Raw genomic sequence first — 22,351 nt, forward strand, 5'->3', positions numbered from 1 at the left:
ATGAGCCGGGCGCCGATTCTGGTCTTCGGTTGGGGCAATCCGGCGCGCGGCGACGATGCACTCGGGCCGCTGTTCGTCGAGGCGGTGGAGGCGATGGGCCTGCCCGGCGTCGAATGCCTGACGGACTTCCAGCTGCAGGTGGAGCATGCGCTGGATCTCGAGGGGCGCAGCCGCGTGCTGTTCGTCGATGCGTCCGTCGATGCGCCCGATCCGTTCGGCGTCGCGCCGCTGCGCGCCCGGCGCGATGACAGCTTCACCACGCACGCGATGACGCCGCAGGCCGTGTTGCAGGTGTATCGCGACCTGCGGGGCGAGCCGCCGCCCGCCTGGCTGCTGGGCATGCGTGGCAAACGCTGGGCACTGGGTGATCCGCTGTCGGCGTCCGCACGCAGGCATCTGGACGCCGCGCTGCACTGGGCGCGCCGCTGGCTTACACGGCCGCCTGCTTGAGCGGTGCCTGCATCACCCGGTTACGCCCCGCCTGCTTGGCCTGGTACATCGCCGCATCGGCGCGCTTCATCGCGGCGTCGAACGATTCGCCTGCGCCCAGAGGCGTGACGCCGGCGCTGAAGGTGATCACGATCTTCTGCTGGTCGGCCATGAAGAACTCGCGCGTGAGTTCGCGCTGCAGGCGGATCAGCGCCCGGTAGGCGTCGTCGGTCTCGGTCTCGGGCAGCAGGATCAGGAACTCTTCGCCGCCGAAGCGCGCCAGCACGTCCTGCGGCCGCAGGTGCTTGCGCACGACGTTGGCAAGATGCACGAGCGCGGCGTCGCCCGCGTGATGGCCGAGCGTGTCGTTGAGCTTCTTGAAGTGGTCGATGTCGAGCAGGCCGATCGACAGCGTGCTGCCGCGACGCTGGGCGCGGGCCGCTTCCTTCTCGAACACCTCTTCGAGGCCGCGCCGGTTGAGGGTGCCGGTCAGCTGGTCGTGCCGCATCTGCCGGCTGGCCTCGTCGAGTTCTTCCTGCAGCTTGGCGATGCGCTCCTCGGCGAGGCGGGCCTGCTCGCGGGTGGCGATCAGTTCGTCGCGCGAGCGTTGCGCTTCATCCTGCATGCTGCGGGTTTCCTGCATCACCTCGTCGAGCAGGGGGCCGATGGCCGAAATGTCGTTGACCTCCGCGATGCGCTGGGCGCAGGAGCCAATGCGGTCGTGATAGGCGCCGGTGCTTTCGGAGAAGCGGGCAAGCTGGTCGACGAAGCCGGCGAGCATCTGGCGCAGGTGCCGCTGGGTTTCGACCAGGTTGTGCTTGAGCTGACTCTGCTTGTAGATCAGATCCTTGAGGCGGCGACCGGCATCGTCGATGTTGCGCGGGTTGGGAGGCGCATCGATGATCTCGCGCAGCATCTCGATCTGGCCGGCGAGCCACTTGTCGTCCAGCACCAGGTCGTCGATGTTTCGCAGCAGCAGGCGCAGCAGTTCCAGCAGTCCGCTGCGGATCTCGGCATCGTCCGCTGCGGTCATCTCGAGCCGGTGCGCCAGCTGGCGCAGTCGCGCGCCGATGCGGTCGAGGCGGGCGGTGTCGTCGGTCGCGCCGACCTCCTGCGCAATCTGCGTGGCTTCGTCGGCGAGCTCGGGGTGATCACCGAGGAAGGCCGGCACCACGTCCTGCAAGGTGGCCTGCAGCAGCTTCAGCAGGGTGGCGGCGTGCTCGTTACCGACCAGACGCAGGATCTGCGTACTCGTTCCCGCCGGCCTGGCGGGCTGTGCCGGCAGGGCTGCGCCGCCCGTCGCCTCTGCACGACTCTCGCCGCCCGGGGATTCGCCGCCTTCCTCAGCTCCGCCCTGGTTCCAGCCCCGCAGCAGTCCTTGCAGGCGTGCGTGCAGGGTGGCGGGATCGGCTGCGTTCAGCACCCGGTCGAGCGATTCGCGTTTGCGCGCGGTGGTCCACCCCGGTTGCCGAGCCTCCCAGGCCCGCAGCAGGTTGGCGATCAGCTCGTTCCAGGCCGGCGGTTCGAGGGTCTTCAGCCCGTCCAGGTAGCGCCCTAGCGCTTCCTCCGCAGCCTTGAGCTTGCCGGCCGCCAGTGCCTGGTCGAACTCGCGGCCGATGCGTTGGCGTTCGGCCGAATCCCGCGGCAGGCGCAGACCCAGCGAGCGCAGGAAGGATTCCGACGCCCCTTCGTCCTCGCTGCGGGTGCCGGCGATCTCGTGATAAAGCTTGCGGTAGTTGTCCGGCGTCGGTGCCACCCGACGCAGGGCGAGCTGACGAAGGGCTTCGCGTGCGACTTCGGAGGGGTTGCTGAGGACGCTCATGAATGGGAAACCGGTGCTCGCAGGTGTATGCGCCGATTATATCGATAGCCCGCACCCGCGAAGGAACAGACGTGATGTCAGTGAGCGGCGGAGCTTGCATCTGCGGTGCCCTCCAGGGGGCCGCGAGACGAACAAGCGGACCCGTCCGCGGCTACGCCGGGAACGGCTCCGCATCATTCAATCCTCAGACGCGCAACTCGTTCATCAGCTTGCCGACGTCGAGCGTGCGGGCGCGTTCCTCGATCTGAGGCGCGTAGCGCTGCTGCAGTTCGCGCGCCTCGCCGACCAGCCCGCTGAACGAGGTCTTGAGCGCATCGCTGCTCAACGAGCGTCCGCCGGCGTAGTAGCGGCGGGCGACGTGACCGAGCGCGTAGGTGCTCGCGAACGAGAAGGCCGAGCCCGTGGCAACGCTGCCGATCGTGCGACCGGCCTTGCCCAGCATCTTGCCGAGCAGGCCGCCGACCAGCTTGCGGCCAAATTGCTCGACGTATTGCGAGGTCAGGCCCACGCCGACCGTAGCGAGGAAATCCTTGATGTGACCGCGGTCGAGCTCGTACCCGTAGGACTTGCCGATCCGGTACACCAGCCGCGTCTGCAGCGGGATGATCGCCATCGAAGCCAGCGATTGGGGCAGGAGTTCCAGCGCGCCGTTGAGGATGGAGGCGTTGAGGATCGTCCGGTCGAGTTCGGCGTCGCTCATCGTCGAGGGGCGCGGGCCGGACCCTGCAGCCGTCGCTGCAGGCGGGGTGGCCGATGCGGCTGCCGGGGCGACGTCGAGGGGCAGTTCGGCCAGCTGGTCAGCCTGTGCAGTGAATGCGTCGGCTTCGGCGCGAGCCAGGCCGAGCGCGGTCCGCAGGCGGTCGAGGAACGCCGTCTCGCGGGCATCGTGGACGCCGTCCGCATCGCACACGCCCACCGCGAACTCGAACGCGAGATGGCGCAGCTCCGCTGAATCCAGGGCCGCCGCAGCCGCGTCGAGGCTGAAGCGGCCGAGCAGCACATCTTGATAGACCTGCATCAGGTCCACGCCGCTGTTGGCGCTCAGCGATTCGGCAATACGCCGGATATGCTCGCGCTCGCGATCGTCCTTATGCTGGTCGGCGAAAGCCGCCATCAGGCAGATGGCGACGATGGCTCGGGTCTGTTCGGCTTGCATCCTGAAGTCCTGTCATGGTTTCGGAGAGGCGGGGGCGGGTAGAATACCGGCCTTGATCACCTTGGGATGAAATCGACCGCGTCCCGCCTGTAAGAGTTCTTGTCACCCATGATTACCGAAAACGACGGCAGCACGGCTGCTGCGCCCGAGTCCGATTCCTCTGTCGGGCCGGCCGCGCCAAAACAGCGCATCGAGCCGCGTGCCCTGCTGCAGCGCCTGCAGAAGGAATTTGCAGCCTTCCGCGACTGCAAGCCGCTGGCGTTGAAGATCGACGCCAGCATTGCCGAGCGTCTGCCCGAGATCGATCGCAAGAGCCTGCGTGCAGCGCTGCGCATGCACACCGCGTCGACCCGCTATCTCAAGGCGGTGGAGCGTTCGCAACAGCGCTTCGATCTCGATGGGCAACCTGCCGGAGAGGTCACGGAAGAGCAGCGTACGCACGCGGCAACGACTTTGAAGGAGCGGTTCGCTGCGGTCGCCAAGTTGCAGAAGGAGAAACGGGAAGCCGAGGCCGCCGAGAAGCGCCGTACCGAGAAGTTGCAGCAACTCGTGAGCAAGTTCGGGCGCTGAGCTGCGCCAGCGCTAACAGCGGCGCTGCACCAGGTTCTGCGAGCGAACCAGCCAGGTCGCGGCGCCAGCAATCACGCTCAGGGCAACGCCCGCCGCCAGGTTGCCGGTCCCCAGCATCAGGCCGGCAAGCAGGCCGAAGGCAAGCAGCAGGCGGGTAAGCAGCGTTTCGGTCATGATTGTCTCCAACATCGTGTGTTTGATGTCGGTAACTGTAAATCCATACAGGCATTGATGCAAGAGCATCGTGCAGCCTTCGATTCGCGCTTGCGCTATAATCGCGCTCCGCTGCCGGCATAGCTCAGTTGGTAGAGCAGCTGATTTGTAATCAGAAGGTCGTGGGTTCGATTCCTATTGCCGGCACCAAAGAATCAAGCACTTAGGCCAATCCTCCGGGGTTGGCCTTTTGCTTTCAGGGTGCCATGTAAGCTCTTTGTAAGCGCTGGCGCGAGGTCACCCGCCGCCGGTCTCGCTGGTGCAAGCCGTAGCCTCAGACCCTCGGCCGCCTGAAGGATGATGAGGGCGCAGGTCTGGTCCGAAAGCGCCCAGGCCATCTACAGTCTCCTGACGCTTATCGTCGCATCGCTAGACTTGAGGTTTGGATGACCTTTCAAGTACGCTTAAATCAATCCGGGTGTCGTCTCGCGCGTTGAGAAGGACGGAAGGCAGCAATGCCTTGGCATTCTTCGCACCCGGTACCTCCAGCCAAGAGCGGTCAAGGCGCAGCGAATCACGGAGCAGAGTGTGACCGTACGGCCGTGCCGCGAACATTGGATATCATGAGCCGGCGGAGCGCTCCCACCGAAACGTCAGCCAGACCCCGGGCGGATCGGTGCGTAACCCGCACGCAATCCTGCGGGTCTCGGGCAAGGGCTGCGGCGCATCGATCCGCACTACAATCACGACTGCGGCCTTCGGACGTATACGCGGCGCCACCTTCGGGTGTCGTACGTGACACGAGGGCGCACTTGCTCGCAAACGGCGGAGTAGGCGCTTGCGCTCTCCGGTAGCCCTGCGGGAACTGGGCAGTGCTCGCCTCTGGGAATTGGACCCGGACTGCATGAGGCTGCTTGGGGTGAAGCCCTGACGAACCTGGATTCTGTTGCCCAGGCTCACGTCGGGGCTTTTGCTTTGTAGCTCACCAGAAACGAGAAACCCGCCACGCGGGCGGGTCTGTCGAATCTTCGCTTGCTTTCGGCTCAGTCAGTGCTTGGTGCTGGCCTTGCATGTGCACGTGCCTCGCCACCGACCCAGATGAGCGCGGCAATCATGTCCGCCTGCTGGCTGATGGAACACAGCAAACTGGACACGCTGTCCGAATCCTGAAAGCTGCCGAAAGGACTGTCTTGCATGCCGTCGTTGTAGACAAGGCAGCTGATTCCTTCGGCCACGGACGACAGGTTCCGTGCGGCGCTTTCGGCTTGGTCGAGCATTGTGGAGCCTACCTCGTCCAGCTCGGCAGGCGTCATGTGGTCGCTTGCACGGTTATACAGCGCCGTTATGGCCTCGTGGATGCTGGTCATGCTCATGCCCTCCCGCCGAAGGCGATGCGATAGGCGAATGCAGGCCCGGTGATGCGGCGAAGGGTGCGATACAGGGTGAAGCGGGCAATGGTCGGCGCGACGTGCGCCTGAAGGATGGAGTGCATAGTGGTGCTCCTGGATTGCGGTTTCGTTCTCCGCATCCCGTCGCCAAACGGGGTGAGCGGAACCGTGTCGGGTTGGCGAACCGGATCCAGGGACCGGCAGACCTTGCGGTCTCCCAACACGGCCCGCCCATAGGGCAACACCATGCAACGGACGTAAAAAAACCGCGCTGCGGCGGTTGTCCGCCTGGATTTACCCGGTCGCCAAACCGGTGCGCCGTTGTTTGCGGTGCAAAGGAATCATGCACCCCGGATTCTCCCGGGTCAAGCGCTGTTGCAGATGTGCAGCCCCCCTTTGACGCTGCTTGGGCTGTCCGCCACAATCCGCCTCGCTCCTCATGATCGGGAGCGAATTGGGCAATTGCAGCCCATCGTCACCCGGTCGTGCGGGGTGCACCTCGTGCAGGTGAACCAGCTTTGGGCAATTGCAGCCCACTGTCTCGTACCTGCCGGGGTGCTTCTCCCGTCTACCTCCTGCCGAACAAAAAGGCAGCAGGGTAGCGATGGACCGGTCAAGGTCGAGACGTCCGTCAGAGCAAAAGTGGCTCCATTGTGCCGATCATCAACTGGCTCTAATGTGCCGGTCGGTGACACCGGTTACACGGAACAACGGTTTCCCGTGGATACCTGCTTGGATACCAGTCGGGCAGATACCGCGCCGCAAGGTCAGCGACCGGTTATGCCCAACATGCCAAGCCGCTTCGCCCACGCGCCCAGCGCGCCGCCCTTCAGTCGGTCATGCTCTGCCTTCAGCCGCCAGAAGGTGCGCCAGTGCATCCCTTTCGGCTTCCACCCGTCCGGGTTCAAGATGCCGGGTTCCCATTTCAGGCGGTCCCGGATGGCGTCCGCCCGTCTGGCCAAGCGATCCGTCTCATCCTCCCGTTGCACCTCGTAGGCCAGCCCGTAGCATGTCCGGCAGGCGAACGTCGCGCCGCCGTACAGGATCGCCACGCGCCGCCCACAGCACGGGCACAGGAACCACGGACGTTCGCCACCATAGTTACAGCCAGTGCGCACCAGCCCGACCTTGTAGTCGAAGTCCCGCCACTCGCCCCGGTCGGTCGCGCGGTAGCGCAACTGGATAGATGCTTCGCCCGCCTCGATGTTGATCTCTGCCCGCTTCTCACCGCGCCGATACCAGCACCAGCCGCCACGCCACCCAGGCACCAGTACGCCCGCACGATGCAGCTCGCGCACGTCGAGCCGTCGATAATCGGCGGTCACATCGCGTCCACCGCGCCGCCCGCTACCGCTTCCACCCATGGTGCCCCCGCAGGTTTCCCGAAATCAAAAGGCAGACCGCACCCGTGAATGCCGGTCCGAATAGGCCGCATCCCGCTTCAGCATTGGGGTTCAGCCAGATTTGACGATGTGCGATTTTTCGCATGGTCGGTAGCCCCAGCGCGCCGTCATGTTCCGTTATCAGGCGCGGCTGTTGAGGCCATTTCTTGGAGCTGACGCAGCTCCCGCCGAACCTCGCTTACCTGCGCCGACAACACCGCATTCAGGCGGGCGGCCTCATGGCCGATCTCGATCGCGACGAACTGCAACGCGGCCCCGGTCACCACCTCGCCCAGCATGCGGGACTCACGCGGGGTGAGGATCATCACCGTGTCGCCCACTTCAAGCACGGTCGTGCCATCGGGGCAAAGCGTGCGCGAGATCGGGCGGGCCGGCTTGTGCTGCTCCATCGGAACGAAGACCCCGCGCTGCACCCGGCGGATCTTGCCGTTATCCAGCAGGTAACCCAAGCGGTCGTCGATCGTTGTCAGCTTCAGGCCGGTCACCTCGGCAAGGATTTCGCGCGTGACAACCTGCTCGCGGGCGTGCAAATCCTGAATCGCTTCGAGGATCGTTTCTGCGGTCGATCGCTTCGGATGCGTGGTCGTGTCGGTCATTCGCTACCCCCTCACTCCCCGGACATTCCAAGGTGTTCGCGCTTGAGGCGGTGCAGCAGACTATGCAACTCGCTGCGGGCTGTCCTCATCTCGTCCAGCTGATTGCTCCGCCCGTTGCGCTTCTGGTTCAGTGCTGCCAGGGCTGAGTCTGCCGCGACGATCGTGCAGGACAGCCGCCGCACCTCTTCCGATGCAGCGAAGGCGCGCTTGAAGGTCAGAGGATTGTCCGCAAGGTCGTCGATCGCTGCATTCGTCATGTATGCGGAACGCTGCTGCAGTTCAAGACGCATTGCGGCGATCGCCTCTGTGAGCCGGCGATGTTGGTTCGGGTCTTCAGTCAGCTCGAACCGGCGCTCCAGAAGGGCGACGTGTTCGCGTTGGTGCTTGACCTCCGGATGGTCGTCGAACTGTGAGTCGGGCACTGCCGCAATCTGCGCGGCGATCTTCAACTGCTCGGCCTTCGTTGCTTCTCGTTCGCGGATGCTGCTCAGAAGGTTGGCGACTCCGTTGTTTGATTCGTTGCTCATGAATGTATCTCCTTGACTGGTTGTGGCTCTGTTGGTCGTCGATCTGTCTGGTTGATGCGGATCTGGTGTGTCAAGCGACACGAAGATTTGACCCCCTGACGACATCTGGAATTGACCCCCTGGGTTAATCAACTCTCCGACGTGATCGGGGTGGGGGCAGCGGCCTTCTGCAGAAGGCCGCTGCGGCGCTTGTCGCGCAGCCGGTAACTGTCACCCCGGATCGTGATGACCTGGCTGTGGTGCAGCAGCCGATCGAGGATGGCGGTGGCGGCGACCGCGTCGCCGAACACGTGTCCCCACTCGCCGACCGGCCGGTTGCTGGTGATCAGCATGCTGGCCCGTTCGTAGCGCCGCGACACGAGCTGGAAGAACAGGTGCGCGGCCGCCGGTTCGAGCGGCAGGTACCCAAGCTCATCGATGATCAGCAGCTTGGGCTTCGAGAGCTGCAACAGCTTCTCCTCGAGCCGCCCGTCGGCGTGCGCCTTCGTCAGCCCGGCCATCAGCGCCGCTGCCGAAGTGAAGAGCACCGTATAGCCGCGATCCACCGCTTCGCGCCCCACCCCGACTGCCCCAACCGAACGATCGTCGTGACCGCCTCCGGCTCCAACATCTCCCGCACTCCGCAAACCAGACGGCGTACAGGATTCACCTCGCTGTGCTTCGTTTCCAACAGTGGCCTCCTTGCGAACGAGGGGGTCAGTTCCTCGTGTCGCTAGGGGGTCAATTTACGGTGTCGCCTGACATCTGGTGGTTTCATGGGGCTGGTTGTAGTCGTCCGTTGAGTTCATCCAGCCAATCACCCGGCCGGGGTGGAATGCACACCTCAACTTCGATGCCTTTGAGCGCCAACCGGTGCGCGGCTCGATACGCTGCGGCCTGTCCAGCAAAGTTGGCGTCATGGTCGGCAAAGATGACGACATGCTCCACCCCTTCGGGAGGCTCAAAGGTTTCAATGCCCGACGTGCTTATGCAGGACCATGTGGGCACCTCGAACAGTTCGGACGCCGCTAGCGCAGTCTCGATACCCTCAGCTATTCCCAAAGATCGCGAAACGGGCGTCAGGCGGATTGCAGCGCCTGAGAGGGGTAGCCCCTGCATGAGCTTCTTCGGAGCCGGCACGGGCGCCTTTGTGCCGTCCTGAATGAACGTCCGGTGCATCGACAATGCGCGACCGGCTGCATCGGTTACGGTGGCGAGCATTGTCGGGAACGTGCCCATCACCGCGCCGCCGTCCCGGTATGGCATCCCCGGATGCAATCGAATCGACTCGGGCAGGTCGTACAGGCGCAGACCGCGCCCAGCCAGGTAACGGCAGGCTTCGTCTCCGCGTTCGATTGACTTCGACTCCAGAAACGCACGGCGTAGTGCCCTCAGCTTGTCCTCGTCGGTGCGCTCGTGCTTGATGGCGGTCGGCTTGGCAGTCCCGGCGATACGCTCCACCTCGCGCGCCACATCCCGGAAGCTCTGCCCGGTGATGCCCATCGCTAGCTGCACACCGTCACCAGCACCGCACCCGCTGCAAAAGTACGTTCCCCGGCCTTCTCGGTCGTCGAACCTGAAGCGATCCTTGCCCCCGCACATCGGGCAGGGGCCGTGCCTCCCGGATAGGGCGCGCTCATCAATGCCCAGGACTGTCAGAATCGACCGCCAGCGGCCTTGCGCGACCTCGCGCACATCTAGCCTTTCACCCATGCGCGCGGCCCTCCTGCTGCTTCTCGCGGGCCTTGGCGAATCGAATCTGCTGCGACTTCAGCCAGGACAGCAGTTCAGCCGATGGTGTGGCCGGCACATCGCGCATGTTGCGCGGCCACACGTCGAACATCGCGCGGTACTTGTGCGACACCCAGCCGGACGAATAGCCCTTGTTGCGAGCCACCTGAAGCAACTGCGAATAGACGTGCTGCTTGCGGTCGGGCGTTGCGGGCTTCTTCGTCTTGCGGTCCAGCTTGCGCAACTCGCCTTCTGCGACCTCAACATCAGACCGGCGAGCCGGTGCGAATCCGCACGACGGGCAGACATGCACGCCGGCAGGCCGTACGTACTTGCACGACGGGCAGGGCTTCGGCTCGCTCGCTTTGCGTTCCTGAGTCCTGGTGCTCGATGTGTTGGCCTTGCCGTCGTCGAGTTCCAGCGGCAGGTCATCGGTCGGAAAGCCCAGACGCAGGACCGTCCCCGAGTGGTCGAGAATCAGCGCGCGCCCTTTGCCGGGATGCGGGCGCAGTACGCGGCCGGCCATCTGAATGAAGCGAATCAGGCTCTTCGTCGGTCGCGCGAGAATCATGCACTCCGCGTGCGGCGCGTCCCATCCTTCAGCCAGAAGGGCGGAGTTCGACAGCACCGTGTAGCGGCCCTGGTTGAACCCGTCGAGGATGGCGGCGCGCTCGTCGTCGGTGTGGTGATAGTCGATGTGCGCGGCTGTAACTCCAGCGCGCTCGAACTCGGTAACGATGTGCTGCGAGTGGGCGATATTCGTCGCGAACACCACGGTCGGCTTTCCAGCCGCGTGCTTCATCCAGTGCGAAACGATGTTGCCCACCAAGGCCGGCTTATCAACCGCCTCCGCTAGCTGGCGCTCGTTGTAGTCGAGTTCGCCACCCATGCCGCGCTGCGTGCGCACGCCGGTCAGGTCGGGCTCTGCCGGGGCGAACACATCGCAGTCGACCAGATAGCCCAGGTCGATAAGCTCGCGGATGGTGGCGGCCGTCACAAGTTCCTGAAACAGTGCGCCGCGCAGTTCAGCATAGTGCTTGCCCAAGCCAGGACTGAACGGGGTGGCGCTCAGGCCGATAGCAGGGACACGGTTCAGCTTGAATAGCAGTTCGCGGTACTTCTTTGATCCGGCGACCGCGTGCGCCTCGTCGATGATGATGAGGCCGATGTCGTCGGGCAGGCCGCGCATATGCACGGTGTCGATTGAGCACACCAGCACCCGCGCGTCGAGGCTCCGCGTGTTGTCCGCTTGCAGGATGCCGTGGGCAATGCCCGAGCGCGTCAGGCGGCGCGATGCCTGATGCACCAACTCCTTGCGATTGGCGATGAACGCCACGCGGACGCCTTTTGCGAGTGCGCCGTGAATCATCCCGAATGCGGTTTCGGTCTTGCCGCTGCCGGTCGGGCTGTACAGCATCACGCGCCGGCGTCCCCGAGCCAGGGCGGCGCGGAGCTTGTCGAGGGCGGCGGACTGGTAGGGACGCAGGGTGACGGCGCTCATTCGTCGCCCCCCTCAGGGTCGTGGGTGAAGTCCGTGAAGTCAGACCACTCCCTACCAACTACCTCTGTATCTCCAGACTCAGTAACACCCCCATTCCTTGGCTGGGCTAGGCTGGGTTGTACTGTACTAAGGAGCGACCCGAAAGCGATACGCTCACCGACTCGCCCATCGTTTCGCCTACCGACTCGCTTACCGATATCGGTTGAATCCCCAGCAACGGCGCGGGGTTTGCGGCCCCAACGTTTTTCGTTTGTAGCCTTCGCTGCATCGGATTGGCGCTTGTGACGTTCGTCGAGATGCTCGCGGTAAGCTTCCAAGTCAGGTGCAAAAATGCGCCCGTTTTCGCAGGCGAAGAATTGCATGACATATGGGATTTCTGCGGCGACTTCGCTCGCATCGAATCCGAGGATGCGCGCGAGCACGTTGGGCGACTCGGGGAGGAACTGATTGACCCAGCACTCTAAGCGCATCGAGTACAACAATCCGCGCTGCGGCAGCGTCAGAGTCCGGTATTCAATCCTGCTCATCATCGCAGCGGCATACTCCTGATACGCGGGAGGGGTGCGATTCTGCGTGCTCATGCTGCACCCTCAAGGGCAGGCTCAGCGACCAACTCATAGACCGCAACGCCATAGTGCAGATAGCCTTGGTCGTCAGCGACTGTGACCCGGCCGACAGTCGGAATGTCATAGCCCAGCCGATTGCGCAGCTCGAAGATGCGAGTCTGCGACTGCATGATTCCGGCGCGCCGGAAGTCGAGTGTAGTTTTCCGGCCATGGCGCAGCATTTCGACGATGCGACGACGCTGGGCGTCGGTGGCGGTGCTAGAATCTTGGGGAGCGTTGTGGGGTGCGGCTTCGAAAGGGGCTGTGCCCTTTTTCTTTTGGTCGATCATTCGGGCCTCCCGTCGATTACGTCGGCGAGAGCGCCCAGGCGATAGGCGAGGTCGCGGAGACCGTCCGGGCCGATCAGAATGCGCGTGACAGTGGCGTCCAGATCGTTCGCAGCGATGAGACTGCCGCCATCGAACTCGATGCAGCCTTGCCCGTCGGGGTGCTGGTAGATAACGATGCTCATTGCGCCACCTCCACGTTGCGTGGCGAGGTCAGGCGCTGTAGTGCATCAGCGGGCCAGAGAAGGCGGCCGTTCGGAAGTTTGCGCGGGCGCAGGCCGAAGTAATGTCCGTCACGGCACAGGGCGGCGCGCAGGCTTTGCGGCTTAAGGCGCAGATCGCGCGCCAGTTCTTCAGTCGAGATACCCATTTCGATGAACTCCAATCATTCCGCTTACGCGGCATGGGATGCAGTTCAACGAAATGGGAAAAATGTGGAAAACCGGGGTAAAAGTGTGTAATTCAGCCGATGGCGCTAAGCTGCCCGTAAGCAGTTAGCCTGCCCTCGTGGCGAGGTGGCGCATCCTTCGGCCACATCCGACGACAGCCCGCTTCGATTTCCTCAAGGCGATAGCGACCGTGCTTCACCCTGGCGTCCATAATCCATTTGTCTTGGCGCTTCCATGCGCTCTCAAGCTCTGGAAAGCGCAAGGCCAGCCTACCGAGAATGTCACGCTTGGGCAGCACGGTGTCGGCTGGCGCGGCTACGACTTCTTCCTGGTGCTCATCGGTCGTTGGCTGAGCCTTCTGCGCTAGGGCAAGCGCTGGCGCGAAGGCCGCAGGTTGCTGCGCTACAATGCCTTTGGCGTACTTGACGAGGTAGCCTTTCAGGACGCAAAGCATGGATGATTTCACGTCAACCGGCGTGCCGAACTCAATCGCTTCTGCAAGACCGGGCTGGAAGCCTCGGTTAGCGATGAGACTCAGAAAGGGCGTGCCTCGATTCAACCTTTGCACTCCATGCCTAGCCAGCAAATGCAGGTCTCGCCTCGACAGCAGATATATCCCTTCCTCCTGGATAGTTTTTTCTATCTCTAGGCGGGTGGCTATGCCTCCGCTAAGGCCCCTTTTTGCGGCCTCCGCAATTTCCCTCGGAGTAAGGGGGCCTTTTCGCGCTGCCTTAGCATCCATCTCGACATCAACGGCCTTCGCCAAGATAGCGCGCTGCACTGCCCCTGAGAACTTGGGGTTCGCCAGAGATCTGGGTATCAACGCGCAAATGGGCAATTGCTCGCCCACAGCCAGCAGGTCATCGGGCGTGACGCGTTTCCCGGTCTTCTGCGACAACCATTCAGCGGCGTCATCGATCCGAACCGCACCATCCTTGAGTTCCATTTGCGCTCCATCGTGCGCACCATCGGGAAAGGGTGCCGCCCCAAGCCGGCGATGGTGTCCGGCTTTTCCCTCCGTCGAGGTAGGGACGGCATTGCTCGGTCAGGCGCTCAGGGCTTCGATGACGGCGGCGGGGTTGCGCTCAATGACATTGAGCAGCACCAGTGCGGGGCCGTGCGGCGTGCGGTCGCCTCGCTCCCAGTGGCGAAGGGTCGCCGTCGAGAATCCGAAGCGTGCAGCGAACTGCTCTTGCGTCATGCCCACCTTGGCGCGCAGTGCCTTCACGTCCACCGGGCGGGGGCGGTGAATGCGGGTGCCTGGTGCGGGTCGCCCTTCGGCGTGCTCGATGGCCTCTTGCAGGCCACGCTTGATGCTCTCGAATGCTGTGCTCATGTCCTTCTGTTCCTCCATGCCCTGACGAGTAGGTCAGTCAGGTCGGCAAGTTCGTTTCGTTCGGCCTTGGTCAGGTTCGCGCGGTCGCCCTTGGCGAAAAGCGTCAGCAGGTATAGCGGCACTTCCTCGCTGTGGAAGTAGTAGATGACGCGCACGCCACCGCTCTTGCCTTGCCCACCGCGCCGCCATCGCAGCTTGCGCACGCCTCCCGTGCCCTCCATAACGTCACCCTCTTTCGGGTGCTCGGCGAGGTAGCGGATGATGTCCTGTCGTTCGTCCGCGCTCATGAGCTTGTCGGCGGCGCGGATGTACTCAGGCAGTTCTGCAACGGTTTGCATGGTTGGAGTGTAATCCAATGGAACAGTTCAGCCTACTGCATGCCGTTGCTCAGGCGGCGCGCTGCCCGAGGCGGACCACGTTCGAGGGCGTGCGCTCGGCTTGGCGGATGGCCTCCAGCCTTGCCTCCCACGCAACCAGTGCGGCGCGCTTTTCGTCGGTGTATGCGTGCCGGTCGTAGTGCGCGGCCTGCACTCCGCTGATGCCGTGGGATAGCAGTTGTGCGCGGGTGTCCTTGCTGATGCCCAGGCCGGCTAGCATGGTTTCCACGGTGCGGCGAATGTCGCGCAGGGTGAAGGGCTCGCCTCGCATGCTGGCGCAGACTTCGGCGGCACGGTTGCTCACGGTCTCGGGGTTCATTGCAACGCGGCCATGCGTCGAGAAAAGCCACAGGCCGGCCATGTCGGGCGCGCGGCCGGCTTCCTTGGCTCGGGCCTGCTCTTGGGTCTTGGCGCGTTTCACAAGGGCGGACACCATCGCGGCGGCTTGCGGTGCCAGCGGCAACAGGTGTTCGCGCGGTTGCGTGCGCTTACCCTTGCCATCCCACAGGCGAAGGGTTGCCGTGTCTTGGTCGAAGTCGCTCACCTTGGCGCGCAGCAGTTGCGCCATGCGTTGCCCACCCGCGTACAGCGCCAGCAGCAAGGCCACGTCGGCAAGTTCGGGGCCGGTCTCGTGCCCGATGCGTAGCAGGTGCCCGATGTAGGCGCGCAGTTCGCCAGCGGATAGCGTGCGCTCGCCTCGCTGCACCGCAATTGCCGGGATGACGTCGACCGGGTTGTGTTCGATGCCGAAAGGAATCAGGTCAGCAGGAAGGGCGGAATCGAAGGGGGCGCGCTTTGCAGTGTTGAATGCAGCGCTCAGGTAGCTACGCAGGACTCCGGCGGCGCGTTCCTTGCCGGCCTCGCGCACCTTGCGCACCAGCGCGGCGATCTGGTGCGAGGTCACGGCGCGAGCGGGCGTGTCAGCAATCTCCGCATGTGGGAACACATGGCACTTGAAGGCGGAGCGGGTCGAGGCAGCGGACTTTGCTTTGCCGGTCTTTTCCAGACGGGCCACATAGGCATCGCACAGGGCGCGCAGGGTGTAGCGGGCCTGTTTGTCGGCTTCGGCCTTGGCGGCTTCTGCGGCGGCGCGCTTGGCCTCTTTCTCGGCCTGCTCAGCCTCCTTCGCAGCCTTTCTCGCCGCCTCTCGCTCTCGGACAAGCTCGCGCGGGTCAATGCGCTGGTCAATCAGGGTTTGGAGGCGGCGAGCCTCAGTGCGCGCGCCGCGTTGCGTCACCGCCCTGGTTTGTTTGTCGACCACGTCATCAAGAGGCCACACCCTTACATCCCCGATGGTCACCCGCAAGTCCTTGTCGTGTAGCTTGCTTTGGAAGATGTACGCCTTCCCCTTGCTGTCGTCTCGGGTCGTGCTTCCCGGCGTAGCGCGCACGGCAAGGCCGGGGGCTTCGGTGTCCCACAGGAAGACCTGCGCCTTGTCGGTCGGGCACGTGAAATCGCGGATTCGGCCGGCGGTCAGTTTGTCGCGGGGCATGGTCTAGCTCTCCGTCATGCGCGCTTACAAGGGAGTCCATGTAAGCCTTTTGTAAGCGGATTCTATCCATGCTGTTCAACATCAATCAACCATCTGACACACAAAAACAACATGTTTTCAGTGGTTTGTGGATTTATCGACGTTGAGCTGAGGTGATGTAGATTGACGGAAAATGTGATTTGTAATCAGAAGGTCGTGGGTTCGATTCCTATTGCCGGCACCAAAGAGTCAAGCAAAAACGCCAACCCTTCGGGGTTGGCGTTTTTGCTTTCTGGCACCGTGTATTAATCCTGTAAGCAGGTCCGGGCGGTCCGGGTACGCGAGCGATGCACTGGATTAAGTCGCCGGCGCGCCCGGCGTTTCCGTCAATCTAGCAGGCTAGCTCGGTCAGGGCGGCCGCGAGAATGCGTGCGCCTGCGATCAGATCCGTCTCGTCGGTGTTCTCGGCCGCGTTATGACTGATCCCCCTGTGGCTGGGAACGAACAGCATCCCCGTCGGGCACACATCTGCCAGATGCATCGCATCATGGAACGCACCCGACACCAGCCGGCAGGAGGGTTCGCCAGAGGTCGCGACGGCGGCCTCGACGATCGAAACGACTTCGTCAGCAAAAACGGTCGGAGTCCGCTGCATGAGGCGACGGACTTCAGCGGTACACCTGCCGGTGCCTTGGGCCACGATCTCGCGGATGTGGTGTTCGAATGCAGCGAGGCGCGCTTCTTCGGGGTGTCGCAGATCGATCGTGAACGTGACGCGGTCAGCAACCGTGTTGATGGCGCCCGGGGCTGCGTCGAAGCGGCCCACGGTGACGCGGAGGGCTGGGTCTTCGAGGGAGGCAGCACTATCGCCGATGCGGGCGACCATCCTTGCCGCGGTCATCAGGGCGTCGCGGCGATCGTCGAGCGGGGTGGTGCCCGCATGCGCGCTGCTGCCGCACACGGTGATCTCGAACCAACGCACGCCCTGGATCCCGGTGACGATCCCCAGTTTGCAGCCAGACGCCTCCAGGATGGGCCCCTGTTCGATGTGCGCTTCCAGGTAGGCCCGGACCGGACGGCCAAGCGGCACGTTCAAGGCTTCGGGTGTCGCCGCCACGGTGGCATCGCGCTCCGTCTCGAAGCGCACTCCGCTGGCATCGGTGCTGCCCAGAAAGGCTGCGAGGGACGCGGGTTCTGCGAAGGCACTCGAGCCCATCGCCCCTGGACTGAAGCGGGAACCCTCTTCGTTGGTCCAGATCGCCAGCTCGATCGGATGCCGTGTGTCGATACCCGCCGAGTCGAGTGCGAGCAAGGCTTCGAGCCCCGCGATGACTCCGTAGGCTCCGTCAAGCCAGCCGCCGACCGGTTGGGTGTCGATGTGGCTGCCCGTCATCACGGGCGGCAGGCTGTCATCGGTGCCGGCGCGGCGCAGGAAAAGGTTTGCCGCCGCATCGACGTGCCAGCTGTACCGGGGACCTGATACTTGCTGGATGAGCCAGCGCCTGGCCTCGCGCTCGGTGGCGGTCAGGGCTTCGCGCGCAACGCCGCCATCCTCACGGCCGCCGAAGCTTGCCAGCGTGCGCTGCAAGCCGATGAGCCGGCTGCCGTCCACCTGGGCCATGGCCTGTCTTGCTTCTTCGCTGAGCGAAGGACGGGGGTTTGCCGCATGCATCGCGATACGCCTCAGATCCGGTTCAGTGCGGCGGTGACGGCCTTGCCCATCTCCGTCGTGTCCGCCGAGCCGCCGAGGTCCGGTGTGCGCGGGCCGTGCTCGAGCACGTGCTCGATGGCGCTGACAAGCTCCTGCGCGGCCGCAAGGCATGCGGGCTGACGCTCACCGAGGAATTCGAGCATCAGTGCAGCCGACCAGATCATGCCTACGGGGTTCGCGATGTTGCGGCCGTAGATGTCGGGTGCGGAGCCATGAACGGGCTCGAACAGCGAGGGGAAGCGGCGCTCGGGGTTCAGGTTCGCCGATGGAGCGATGCCGATGGTGCCCGCGCAGGCGGGGCCGAGGTCGGAGAGGATGTCGCCGAAGAGGTTGGAGGCGACCACGACGTCGAAGCGCTCGGGCGAAAGGACGAAGCGGGCCGTGAGTATGTCGATGTGATACTTGTCCCAGCGGACCTCGGGGAAGCCGGCGGCAGCCACTTCGAGACGCTCGTCCCAGTACGGCATGCTGATTGCGATGCCGTTCGACTTGGTAGCCGAGGTCAGGTGCTTGCGCTCGCGTCGGGCCGCGAGCTTGAAGGCGTAGTCGAGTACGCGGTCGACGCCGTGGCGCGAGAACACGGCCTCCTGGAGCACGATCTCGCGCTCGGTGCCACCGAAGATCCTGCCGCCGAGATTGGTGTATTCCCCCTCGGTGTTCTCACGCACGACGAGGAAATCGATGTCGCCCGGCTTCTTGCCGGCGAGCGGGCAGGGTACGCCGGGCATCAGCCGGACGGGCCGCAGGTTGATGTACTGGTCGAATTCACGGCGGAACTTCAGCAGCGATCCCCACAGCGAGATGTGGTCGGGCACGACCTCGGGCCAGCCCACCGCGCCAAAGAGGATCGCATCGAAGCCCTTCAGGCGCTCGAACCAGTCCGGCGGCAGCATGTCGCCATGTTCGCGGTAGTACTCGGCGCAGGCCCAGTCAAAGTGTTCGTATTCAAGCGACAGGCCATGGCGCTCACCGAGCGCGTTGAGCGCGCGCAGGGCTTCGGGCATGACTTCCTTGCCGATTCCGTCACCCGGGATAACGGCGATTCTCGATGCAGACATGATTTTCCTCGTGAAAGGCTTCAGCAGCGGTCTTGCTGCCAGTCGAAGGCGGTTCGGATTGCCTGCGGGGTATTTGCCCCGTTGGCCAGAAGCAGGGCCAGGCGGATGCGTGCCTTGCGTGCCGTCAGGTGACGCACGCCGACGGCACCGGCCTCTTCCAGCTCGTGCAGGGAGCCGGGAAACTGGTAGCTCTGGTGGGTCGCGCCATGAAGGGTGGAACTGCAGACGAGGGTGGCAAGGCCCTGGTCCATCGCCGAACGCAGTGCCGGCATCCAGCTGGGCGGCACATGACCGCGCCCGACGCCATCGATGACGAGGCCGGCCGGTCCGCTCTCGAGCACGGCCTCGAGGAACGCGGCCGAGGCCCCCGCATACACGGGCAGGATGTCGACCCGCGGCAGGGGCGCGCGCAGCATCAGGCGTTGCTGGCGCATCGGCCGCTGCAGGATCTGGACCTCGCCGTTGTCGATGAAGCCCAGGCAGCCCAGTCCCGGCGCATCGAAGCCGTCGAGGCGGAAGCTGCTCACCTTGCGTACGAAACTGGCGCTGTAGAGCGACTCGTTGAACGCGATCATCACACCCATGCCGATCGAATGCGCCGATGCGGCAGCGTCTATCGCGCGTTTCAGATTGGCATGTGCGTCACTGCCCAAGGCATGTGGCACGCGCTGCGACCCGGTGACGACGACTGGCACCCTCGCGGTGTCCAGCACACACTCGAGAAAATAGGCTGTGTCCTCGAGCGTGTCCGTGCCGTGTGTAATCACGATTCCGTCGGCCAGACCGCCCGCAATCAGGGCCTCGCACCGCCGGGCAATCGTCACCCAGTCGGTGGCGTCGATGGCATTGCTTGGCTTTTGGAGTACCGACTCGACTTCGAGCCGGATGTCCTCGCCCAGTGCCAGCGCCTGAACCAGCGCCTCGCCCGGCAGTGCCCCGGACACGTCGCGGCCGTCCTGGCCGGGCGCGCTCGCGATCGTGCCCCCAGTGGAAAGCAGGAAGATGCGTTTCATGGAGATCAATAGAGTGCGTTGGGCAGCAGCATGCTGATTGCGGGAACGTAGGTGATCAGCAGCAGAGCCACCAACATGAGGCAGATCGTGGGCAGCGCCGCGCGGAAGATCTCGTAAAGGGTCATCTTCGCCACCCCCATCGCAACGAAGAGGTTCAGCCCCACCGGCGGCGTCAGCATGCCCACCGACAGGTTCACCAGCGTGATGATGCCGAAGTGGACCGCATCGACGCCGACCTGGGCGGCGATGGGCTGCATCAACGGCGCGAGGATGATGATTGCCGAAGCGCTATCTAGGAAGCAGCCGGCGATCAGCATGATCACGTTGAAGAGCAGCATGATCAGGATCGGGGAGTCCGTGCTCGACAGGACCTCCGAGGCGATCTGGGTCGGCGTGCCCGTGCTGGCCAGGATCCACGAGAATGCGGAGGCGCCCGCCGTGATCAGCAACAGGGTGCCCGACAGCAGTCCCGTGTTTCGCAGGGTCTCGAGGAGTGCGCGGAAGCTGATGTTGCGATACACCACCGCGCCGACGAACCAGCCGTACAGGCATGCCGTTGCCGCCGACTCGGTGGGCGTGAAGACGCCGCTGTAGATCCCGCCGAGCAGGATGACCGGCAAGCCGAGGCCCCACGCGGAGCGCTTGAACGCGAGGCCGATCTGTCCCAGTGACGGGAAAGGGTCACGCGGGTACTTGTGCCGGATGGCGTAGAAGGTGGTGTACGCGATGAGCAAGCCGCCGATGACCAATGCGGGCAGGAGACCGCCGGCAAAGAGCTTGCCAACCGACGTGCCGGTCACCGACCCATAGATGATGAGCGCGATGCTGGGCGGAACGATCGGCCCGAGCGTGCCCGCCGTCGCGATCAGGCCGATGGAGAAGTACTTGTTGTAGCCGGCCGCCACCATGGCCGGATACATGATGGTGCCGATCGCGATGACGGTCGCAGGACTCGAGCCGGAGATCGACCCGAAGAACAGGCAAGCGAGCACGGTCGCAGCCGCCAGACCACCTGGCAGCCAGCCGATGAGTGCCTTTGCCAGTTCGATGAGCCGGTCGGACAGCCCGCCGATGCGCATCAGTTCGGCCGCGAGGATGAAGAACGGAATCGACATCAGGGAGAAGTTGTTCATCCCCGAGAACATCCGCATCGGTACGACCAGCGGATCGACACCGCCGAAGAAGTGCAGCGCGGCCGTGACCGCGAGTGCGAGCGCTGCGAAGATCGGCAGGCCGAAAAGCAGCAGGCTGAAGAAGATGGGGACCAGAGCGGAGATCATTGCGTGCCTTTCCTCAGGTCGCGCTCATGGTGGTCGCGAGGGGCTTGTAGTCCTTGCCGGCCACCAGGGTCTGAAAGATCAGGAGATAGCGAACCAGCATGAAGGCGCCGGCCACCGGAATCGTCAGGTAGATGTACGCCACGGGGACCTGCATCGCTGGCGAGAGCTGGCCCATGTTGGACGTATTGATGAAGAGTCGTCCGCCGTAATAGACCAGCGTGGCGGCAAAGGCGAAGCCGAGGAGGGTCGCCACGTACTTGAGAACGCGGGTCAGTCGGGGACCGGCAAAGGCGTACAACATTTCCACCGAGATGTGCGCTGCGTACCGGACTCCCATGCTGGCGGCGAGGAAGCTCATCGTGATCAGCGAGTACAGGATGAGCTCTTCGGACCAGTAAAGGGAATTGTTGAATACGTAACGTGCCACGACCTGCACGATGGCAACGACCGTGGCCACGAGCATCAGGATGACCACCATGATGTTCTCGACCCAGTCGACGATTTTGTTGAGCGCGTGAATCATTGCCGTCCCCGATCAGAGCTGCGATTAGCTGCCGGCTGCCGCCTTCATGGCCTTCTGGAGCAGCGCGGGCGTGACGCGCGCCTCGAACTCCTTGTAGATCGGCTTGGACTTCTCGACAAAGGCGGCGCGGCCTTCAGGCGTCAGCTCACGAATGTCGATCTTGTCCTTGATCTCGGCGACGATGCGGGCATCCTCCGCGTCGGTGATCTGGCGCGCATAGTCGCGGCCCACATCGAAGGCGTCGCGCACGACCTTCTTCAGATCATCGGGCAGCGAGTTCCAGGCGGCCTTGTTCATCACCGCTGCATAGGTGTGATAGGCGTGACGGGTCAGCGTCAGATGCTTCTGGACCTCGTGGAAGCGCATCGAATAGATGTTCGCGAACGGGTTCTCCTGACCCTCGACGACGCCCTGCTGCAGGCCGTTGTACACCTCGGTGAAGGCCATCGCCGTCGGGTTGGCGCCGTAGGCACGATAGGTGGCGAGGATTGCAGGCGCCTGCAGGGTCCGCATCTTGATGTTCTTGAGGTCATCCGGCTGCGTGATCGGACGGACGTTGTTCGTCATGTGGCGGAAGCCCGCGCCCCAGAAGTTCACGCCGTAGAGGTTGCTCTTGTCGAGCGTGTCCAGCAGTTCGCGACCCACTTCGCCGTCGAGGACGCGCTTCATCGCGTCGTTGTCGGGCATCAGGAAGGGCAGGTCGAAGAGGTACATCTTCGGCTCGAAGTTGGCGAGGTTGCCGGTCGGCGGAATCGCGATGTGAACCAGGCCCATCTGGGTCTGTTCGATGATCTCCACGTCGCCGCCGAGCTGGGCGGCCGGCCGGATGTTGATCTCGATGCGACCGTTGGAGTTCTTCTCGACCTCTTCCTTGAACTTCACCGCGGCCTTTGCGTTGGGCGTGCTCTCGACCAGCACGTGCGCGAAGGTGAACTTGAACTCGGCGGCCTGCACTGCGCCAGAGAACAGGGCAGCCATCACGGACGCGACAGCGATCTTCTTCCAGCTCTTCTTGGGTGTCATATGAATCTCCTCCCTCTGCGAGG

At 63.9% G+C, this 22,351-nt stretch carries 27 protein-coding genes, 1 tRNA gene and 1 pseudogene; 3 read left to right on the top strand and 26 right to left on the bottom strand.

The annotated features are described in order from the left end of the window. Positions 1 to 450, top strand: coding sequence for a hydrogenase maturation protease (locus tag C664_RS02195; protein ID WP_004252764.1), 450 nt, complete (start codon positions 1 to 3; stop codon positions 448 to 450). Here the strand turns inward: C664_RS02195 and C664_RS02200 are convergent. After that, the gene (locus tag C664_RS02200) at positions 431 to 2,251 is read right to left on the bottom strand and encodes a GGDEF domain-containing protein (RefSeq protein WP_004252765.1); all 1,821 of its coding nucleotides are present in this window, start codon (positions 2,249 to 2,251) and stop codon (positions 431 to 433) included. The genes C664_RS02195 and C664_RS02200 overlap by 20 nt on opposite strands. Positions 2,252 to 2,435: 184 nt before the next feature. Beyond that, complete coding sequence (locus tag C664_RS02205; protein ID WP_004252766.1) at positions 2,436 to 3,407, bottom strand: YcjF family protein; 972 nt, start codon at positions 3,405 to 3,407, stop codon at positions 2,436 to 2,438. Positions 3,408 to 3,515: 108 nt separating this feature from the next. Between C664_RS02205 and C664_RS02210 the strand changes: the two genes are divergently transcribed. Then, the gene (locus C664_RS02210) at positions 3,516 to 3,977 is read left to right on the top strand and encodes a ProQ/FINO family protein (protein WP_004252767.1); all 462 of its coding nucleotides are present in this window, start codon (positions 3,516 to 3,518) and stop codon (positions 3,975 to 3,977) included. 12 nt (positions 3,978 to 3,989) lie between these two features. On the opposite strand, the gene C664_RS20580 is transcribed toward C664_RS02210, so the two are convergent. Continuing rightward, positions 3,990 to 4,151, bottom strand: a complete 162-nt coding sequence (locus tag C664_RS20580) for a hypothetical protein (RefSeq protein WP_156480629.1) — start codon at positions 4,149 to 4,151, stop codon at positions 3,990 to 3,992. A gap of 113 nt (positions 4,152 to 4,264) precedes the next feature. Between C664_RS20580 and C664_RS02215 the strand changes: the two genes are divergently transcribed. Further along, a tRNA-Thr gene (locus tag C664_RS02215) sits at positions 4,265 to 4,340 on the top strand. Between the two features lie 833 nt (positions 4,341 to 5,173). On the opposite strand, the gene C664_RS02220 is transcribed toward C664_RS02215, so the two are convergent. The 23 genes and pseudogenes from C664_RS02220 to C664_RS02320 form a co-directional block, all read right to left on the bottom strand. Beyond that, a complete protein-coding gene (locus C664_RS02220; RefSeq protein WP_038010705.1) occupies positions 5,174 to 5,497 on the bottom strand; it encodes a hypothetical protein in 324 nt (107 codons plus the stop codon). Between the two features lie 2 nt (positions 5,498 to 5,499). Continuing rightward, on the bottom strand, positions 5,500 to 5,622 hold the full coding sequence (locus tag C664_RS21135) for a hypothetical protein (protein ID WP_269745288.1): 123 nt from the start codon (positions 5,620 to 5,622) through the stop codon (positions 5,500 to 5,502). A 663-nt stretch (positions 5,623 to 6,285) separates the two neighbouring features. Beyond that, positions 6,286 to 6,843, bottom strand: a complete 558-nt coding sequence (locus C664_RS02225) for a hypothetical protein (RefSeq protein ID WP_004252770.1) — start codon at positions 6,841 to 6,843, stop codon at positions 6,286 to 6,288. Between the two features lie 185 nt (positions 6,844 to 7,028). Then, entirely contained in the window at positions 7,029 to 7,517 is a 489-nt protein-coding gene (locus C664_RS02230) for a hypothetical protein (RefSeq protein WP_004252773.1), read from the bottom strand. 11 nt (positions 7,518 to 7,528) lie between these two features. Further along, positions 7,529 to 8,044: a hypothetical protein gene (locus C664_RS02235; RefSeq protein WP_038010709.1), complete on the bottom strand. Its 516-nt coding sequence runs from the start codon at positions 8,042 to 8,044 to the stop codon at positions 7,529 to 7,531. Between the two features lie 128 nt (positions 8,045 to 8,172). After that, entirely contained in the window at positions 8,173 to 8,589 is a 417-nt protein-coding gene (locus C664_RS02240; protein WP_269745289.1) for an ATP-binding protein, read from the bottom strand. Between the two features lie 208 nt (positions 8,590 to 8,797). Next, positions 8,798 to 9,526, bottom strand: coding sequence for a DUF7146 domain-containing protein (locus C664_RS02245; RefSeq protein ID WP_232435059.1), 729 nt, complete (start codon positions 9,524 to 9,526; stop codon positions 8,798 to 8,800). A gap of 21 nt (positions 9,527 to 9,547) precedes the next feature. After that, positions 9,548 to 9,736 (bottom strand): annotated as a pseudogene (locus tag C664_RS21140) (primase-helicase zinc-binding domain-containing protein); the annotation flags it as partial. After that, on the bottom strand, positions 9,729 to 11,255 hold the full coding sequence (locus C664_RS02250; protein ID WP_004252781.1) for a DEAD/DEAH box helicase: 1,527 nt from the start codon (positions 11,253 to 11,255) through the stop codon (positions 9,729 to 9,731). The gene C664_RS02250 and the pseudogene C664_RS21140, both read right to left, overlap by 8 nt. Then, positions 11,252 to 11,836 carry a hypothetical protein gene (locus tag C664_RS20585; RefSeq protein WP_038010711.1) on the bottom strand — a complete coding sequence of 195 codons (585 nt, stop codon included), beginning with the start codon at positions 11,834 to 11,836 and terminating at the stop codon, positions 11,252 to 11,254. The genes C664_RS02250 and C664_RS20585 overlap by 4 nt, the downstream gene beginning before the upstream one ends. Further along, positions 11,833 to 12,150, bottom strand: coding sequence for a helix-turn-helix domain-containing protein (locus C664_RS02260; protein ID WP_004252786.1), 318 nt, complete (start codon positions 12,148 to 12,150; stop codon positions 11,833 to 11,835). Before C664_RS02260 ends, C664_RS20585 begins: the two co-directional genes overlap by 4 nt. Beyond that, positions 12,147 to 12,332 (bottom strand): hypothetical protein, encoded by a 186-nt coding sequence (locus C664_RS02265; protein WP_004252788.1) that lies wholly within the window; start codon positions 12,330 to 12,332, stop codon positions 12,147 to 12,149. The genes C664_RS02260 and C664_RS02265 overlap by 4 nt, the downstream gene beginning before the upstream one ends. Beyond that, the gene (locus C664_RS02270) at positions 12,329 to 12,532 is read right to left on the bottom strand and encodes a hypothetical protein (RefSeq protein WP_004252790.1); all 204 of its coding nucleotides are present in this window, start codon (positions 12,530 to 12,532) and stop codon (positions 12,329 to 12,331) included. Before C664_RS02270 ends, C664_RS02265 begins: the two co-directional genes overlap by 4 nt. Positions 12,533 to 12,609: 77 nt before the next feature. Beyond that, on the bottom strand, positions 12,610 to 13,482 hold the full coding sequence (locus tag C664_RS02275; protein WP_038010713.1) for a hypothetical protein: 873 nt from the start codon (positions 13,480 to 13,482) through the stop codon (positions 12,610 to 12,612). Between the two features lie 99 nt (positions 13,483 to 13,581). Further along, complete coding sequence (locus C664_RS02280) at positions 13,582 to 13,872, bottom strand: helix-turn-helix domain-containing protein (RefSeq protein WP_004252792.1); 291 nt, start codon at positions 13,870 to 13,872, stop codon at positions 13,582 to 13,584. Beyond that, a complete protein-coding gene (locus C664_RS02285; protein WP_004252794.1) occupies positions 13,869 to 14,210 on the bottom strand; it encodes a type II toxin-antitoxin system RelE/ParE family toxin in 342 nt (113 codons plus the stop codon). The genes C664_RS02280 and C664_RS02285 overlap by 4 nt, the downstream gene beginning before the upstream one ends. 49 nt (positions 14,211 to 14,259) lie before the next feature. Continuing rightward, positions 14,260 to 15,741 carry a tyrosine-type recombinase/integrase gene (locus C664_RS02290; RefSeq protein WP_004252796.1) on the bottom strand — a complete coding sequence of 494 codons (1,482 nt, stop codon included), beginning with the start codon at positions 15,739 to 15,741 and terminating at the stop codon, positions 14,260 to 14,262. 370 nt (positions 15,742 to 16,111) lie between these two features. Further along, the gene (locus C664_RS02295; RefSeq protein ID WP_004252798.1) at positions 16,112 to 17,341 is read right to left on the bottom strand and encodes a M20 family metallo-hydrolase; all 1,230 of its coding nucleotides are present in this window, start codon (positions 17,339 to 17,341) and stop codon (positions 16,112 to 16,114) included. A 62-nt stretch (positions 17,342 to 17,403) separates the two neighbouring features. Then, positions 17,404 to 18,489: a tartrate dehydrogenase gene (locus C664_RS02300; RefSeq protein ID WP_004252799.1), complete on the bottom strand. Its 1,086-nt coding sequence runs from the start codon at positions 18,487 to 18,489 to the stop codon at positions 17,404 to 17,406. 20 nt (positions 18,490 to 18,509) lie between these two features. Next, on the bottom strand, positions 18,510 to 19,502 hold the full coding sequence (locus C664_RS02305) for an asparaginase (RefSeq protein WP_004252801.1): 993 nt from the start codon (positions 19,500 to 19,502) through the stop codon (positions 18,510 to 18,512). A gap of 5 nt (positions 19,503 to 19,507) precedes the next feature. Further along, positions 19,508 to 20,782 (bottom strand): TRAP transporter large permease, encoded by a 1,275-nt coding sequence (locus C664_RS02310; protein ID WP_004252805.1) that lies wholly within the window; start codon positions 20,780 to 20,782, stop codon positions 19,508 to 19,510. 13 nt (positions 20,783 to 20,795) lie between these two features. Then, positions 20,796 to 21,305 carry a TRAP transporter small permease gene (locus tag C664_RS02315; RefSeq protein WP_004252807.1) on the bottom strand — a complete coding sequence of 170 codons (510 nt, stop codon included), beginning with the start codon at positions 21,303 to 21,305 and terminating at the stop codon, positions 20,796 to 20,798. A 24-nt stretch (positions 21,306 to 21,329) separates the two neighbouring features. Then, the gene (locus C664_RS02320; RefSeq protein ID WP_004252808.1) at positions 21,330 to 22,328 is read right to left on the bottom strand and encodes a TRAP transporter substrate-binding protein; all 999 of its coding nucleotides are present in this window, start codon (positions 22,326 to 22,328) and stop codon (positions 21,330 to 21,332) included. Between the last annotated feature and the right edge of the window lie 23 nt (positions 22,329 to 22,351).

The organism is Thauera sp. 63 (genome assembly GCF_000310165.2).
GTDB lineage: Bacteria > Pseudomonadota > Gammaproteobacteria > Burkholderiales > Rhodocyclaceae > Thauera > Thauera humireducens.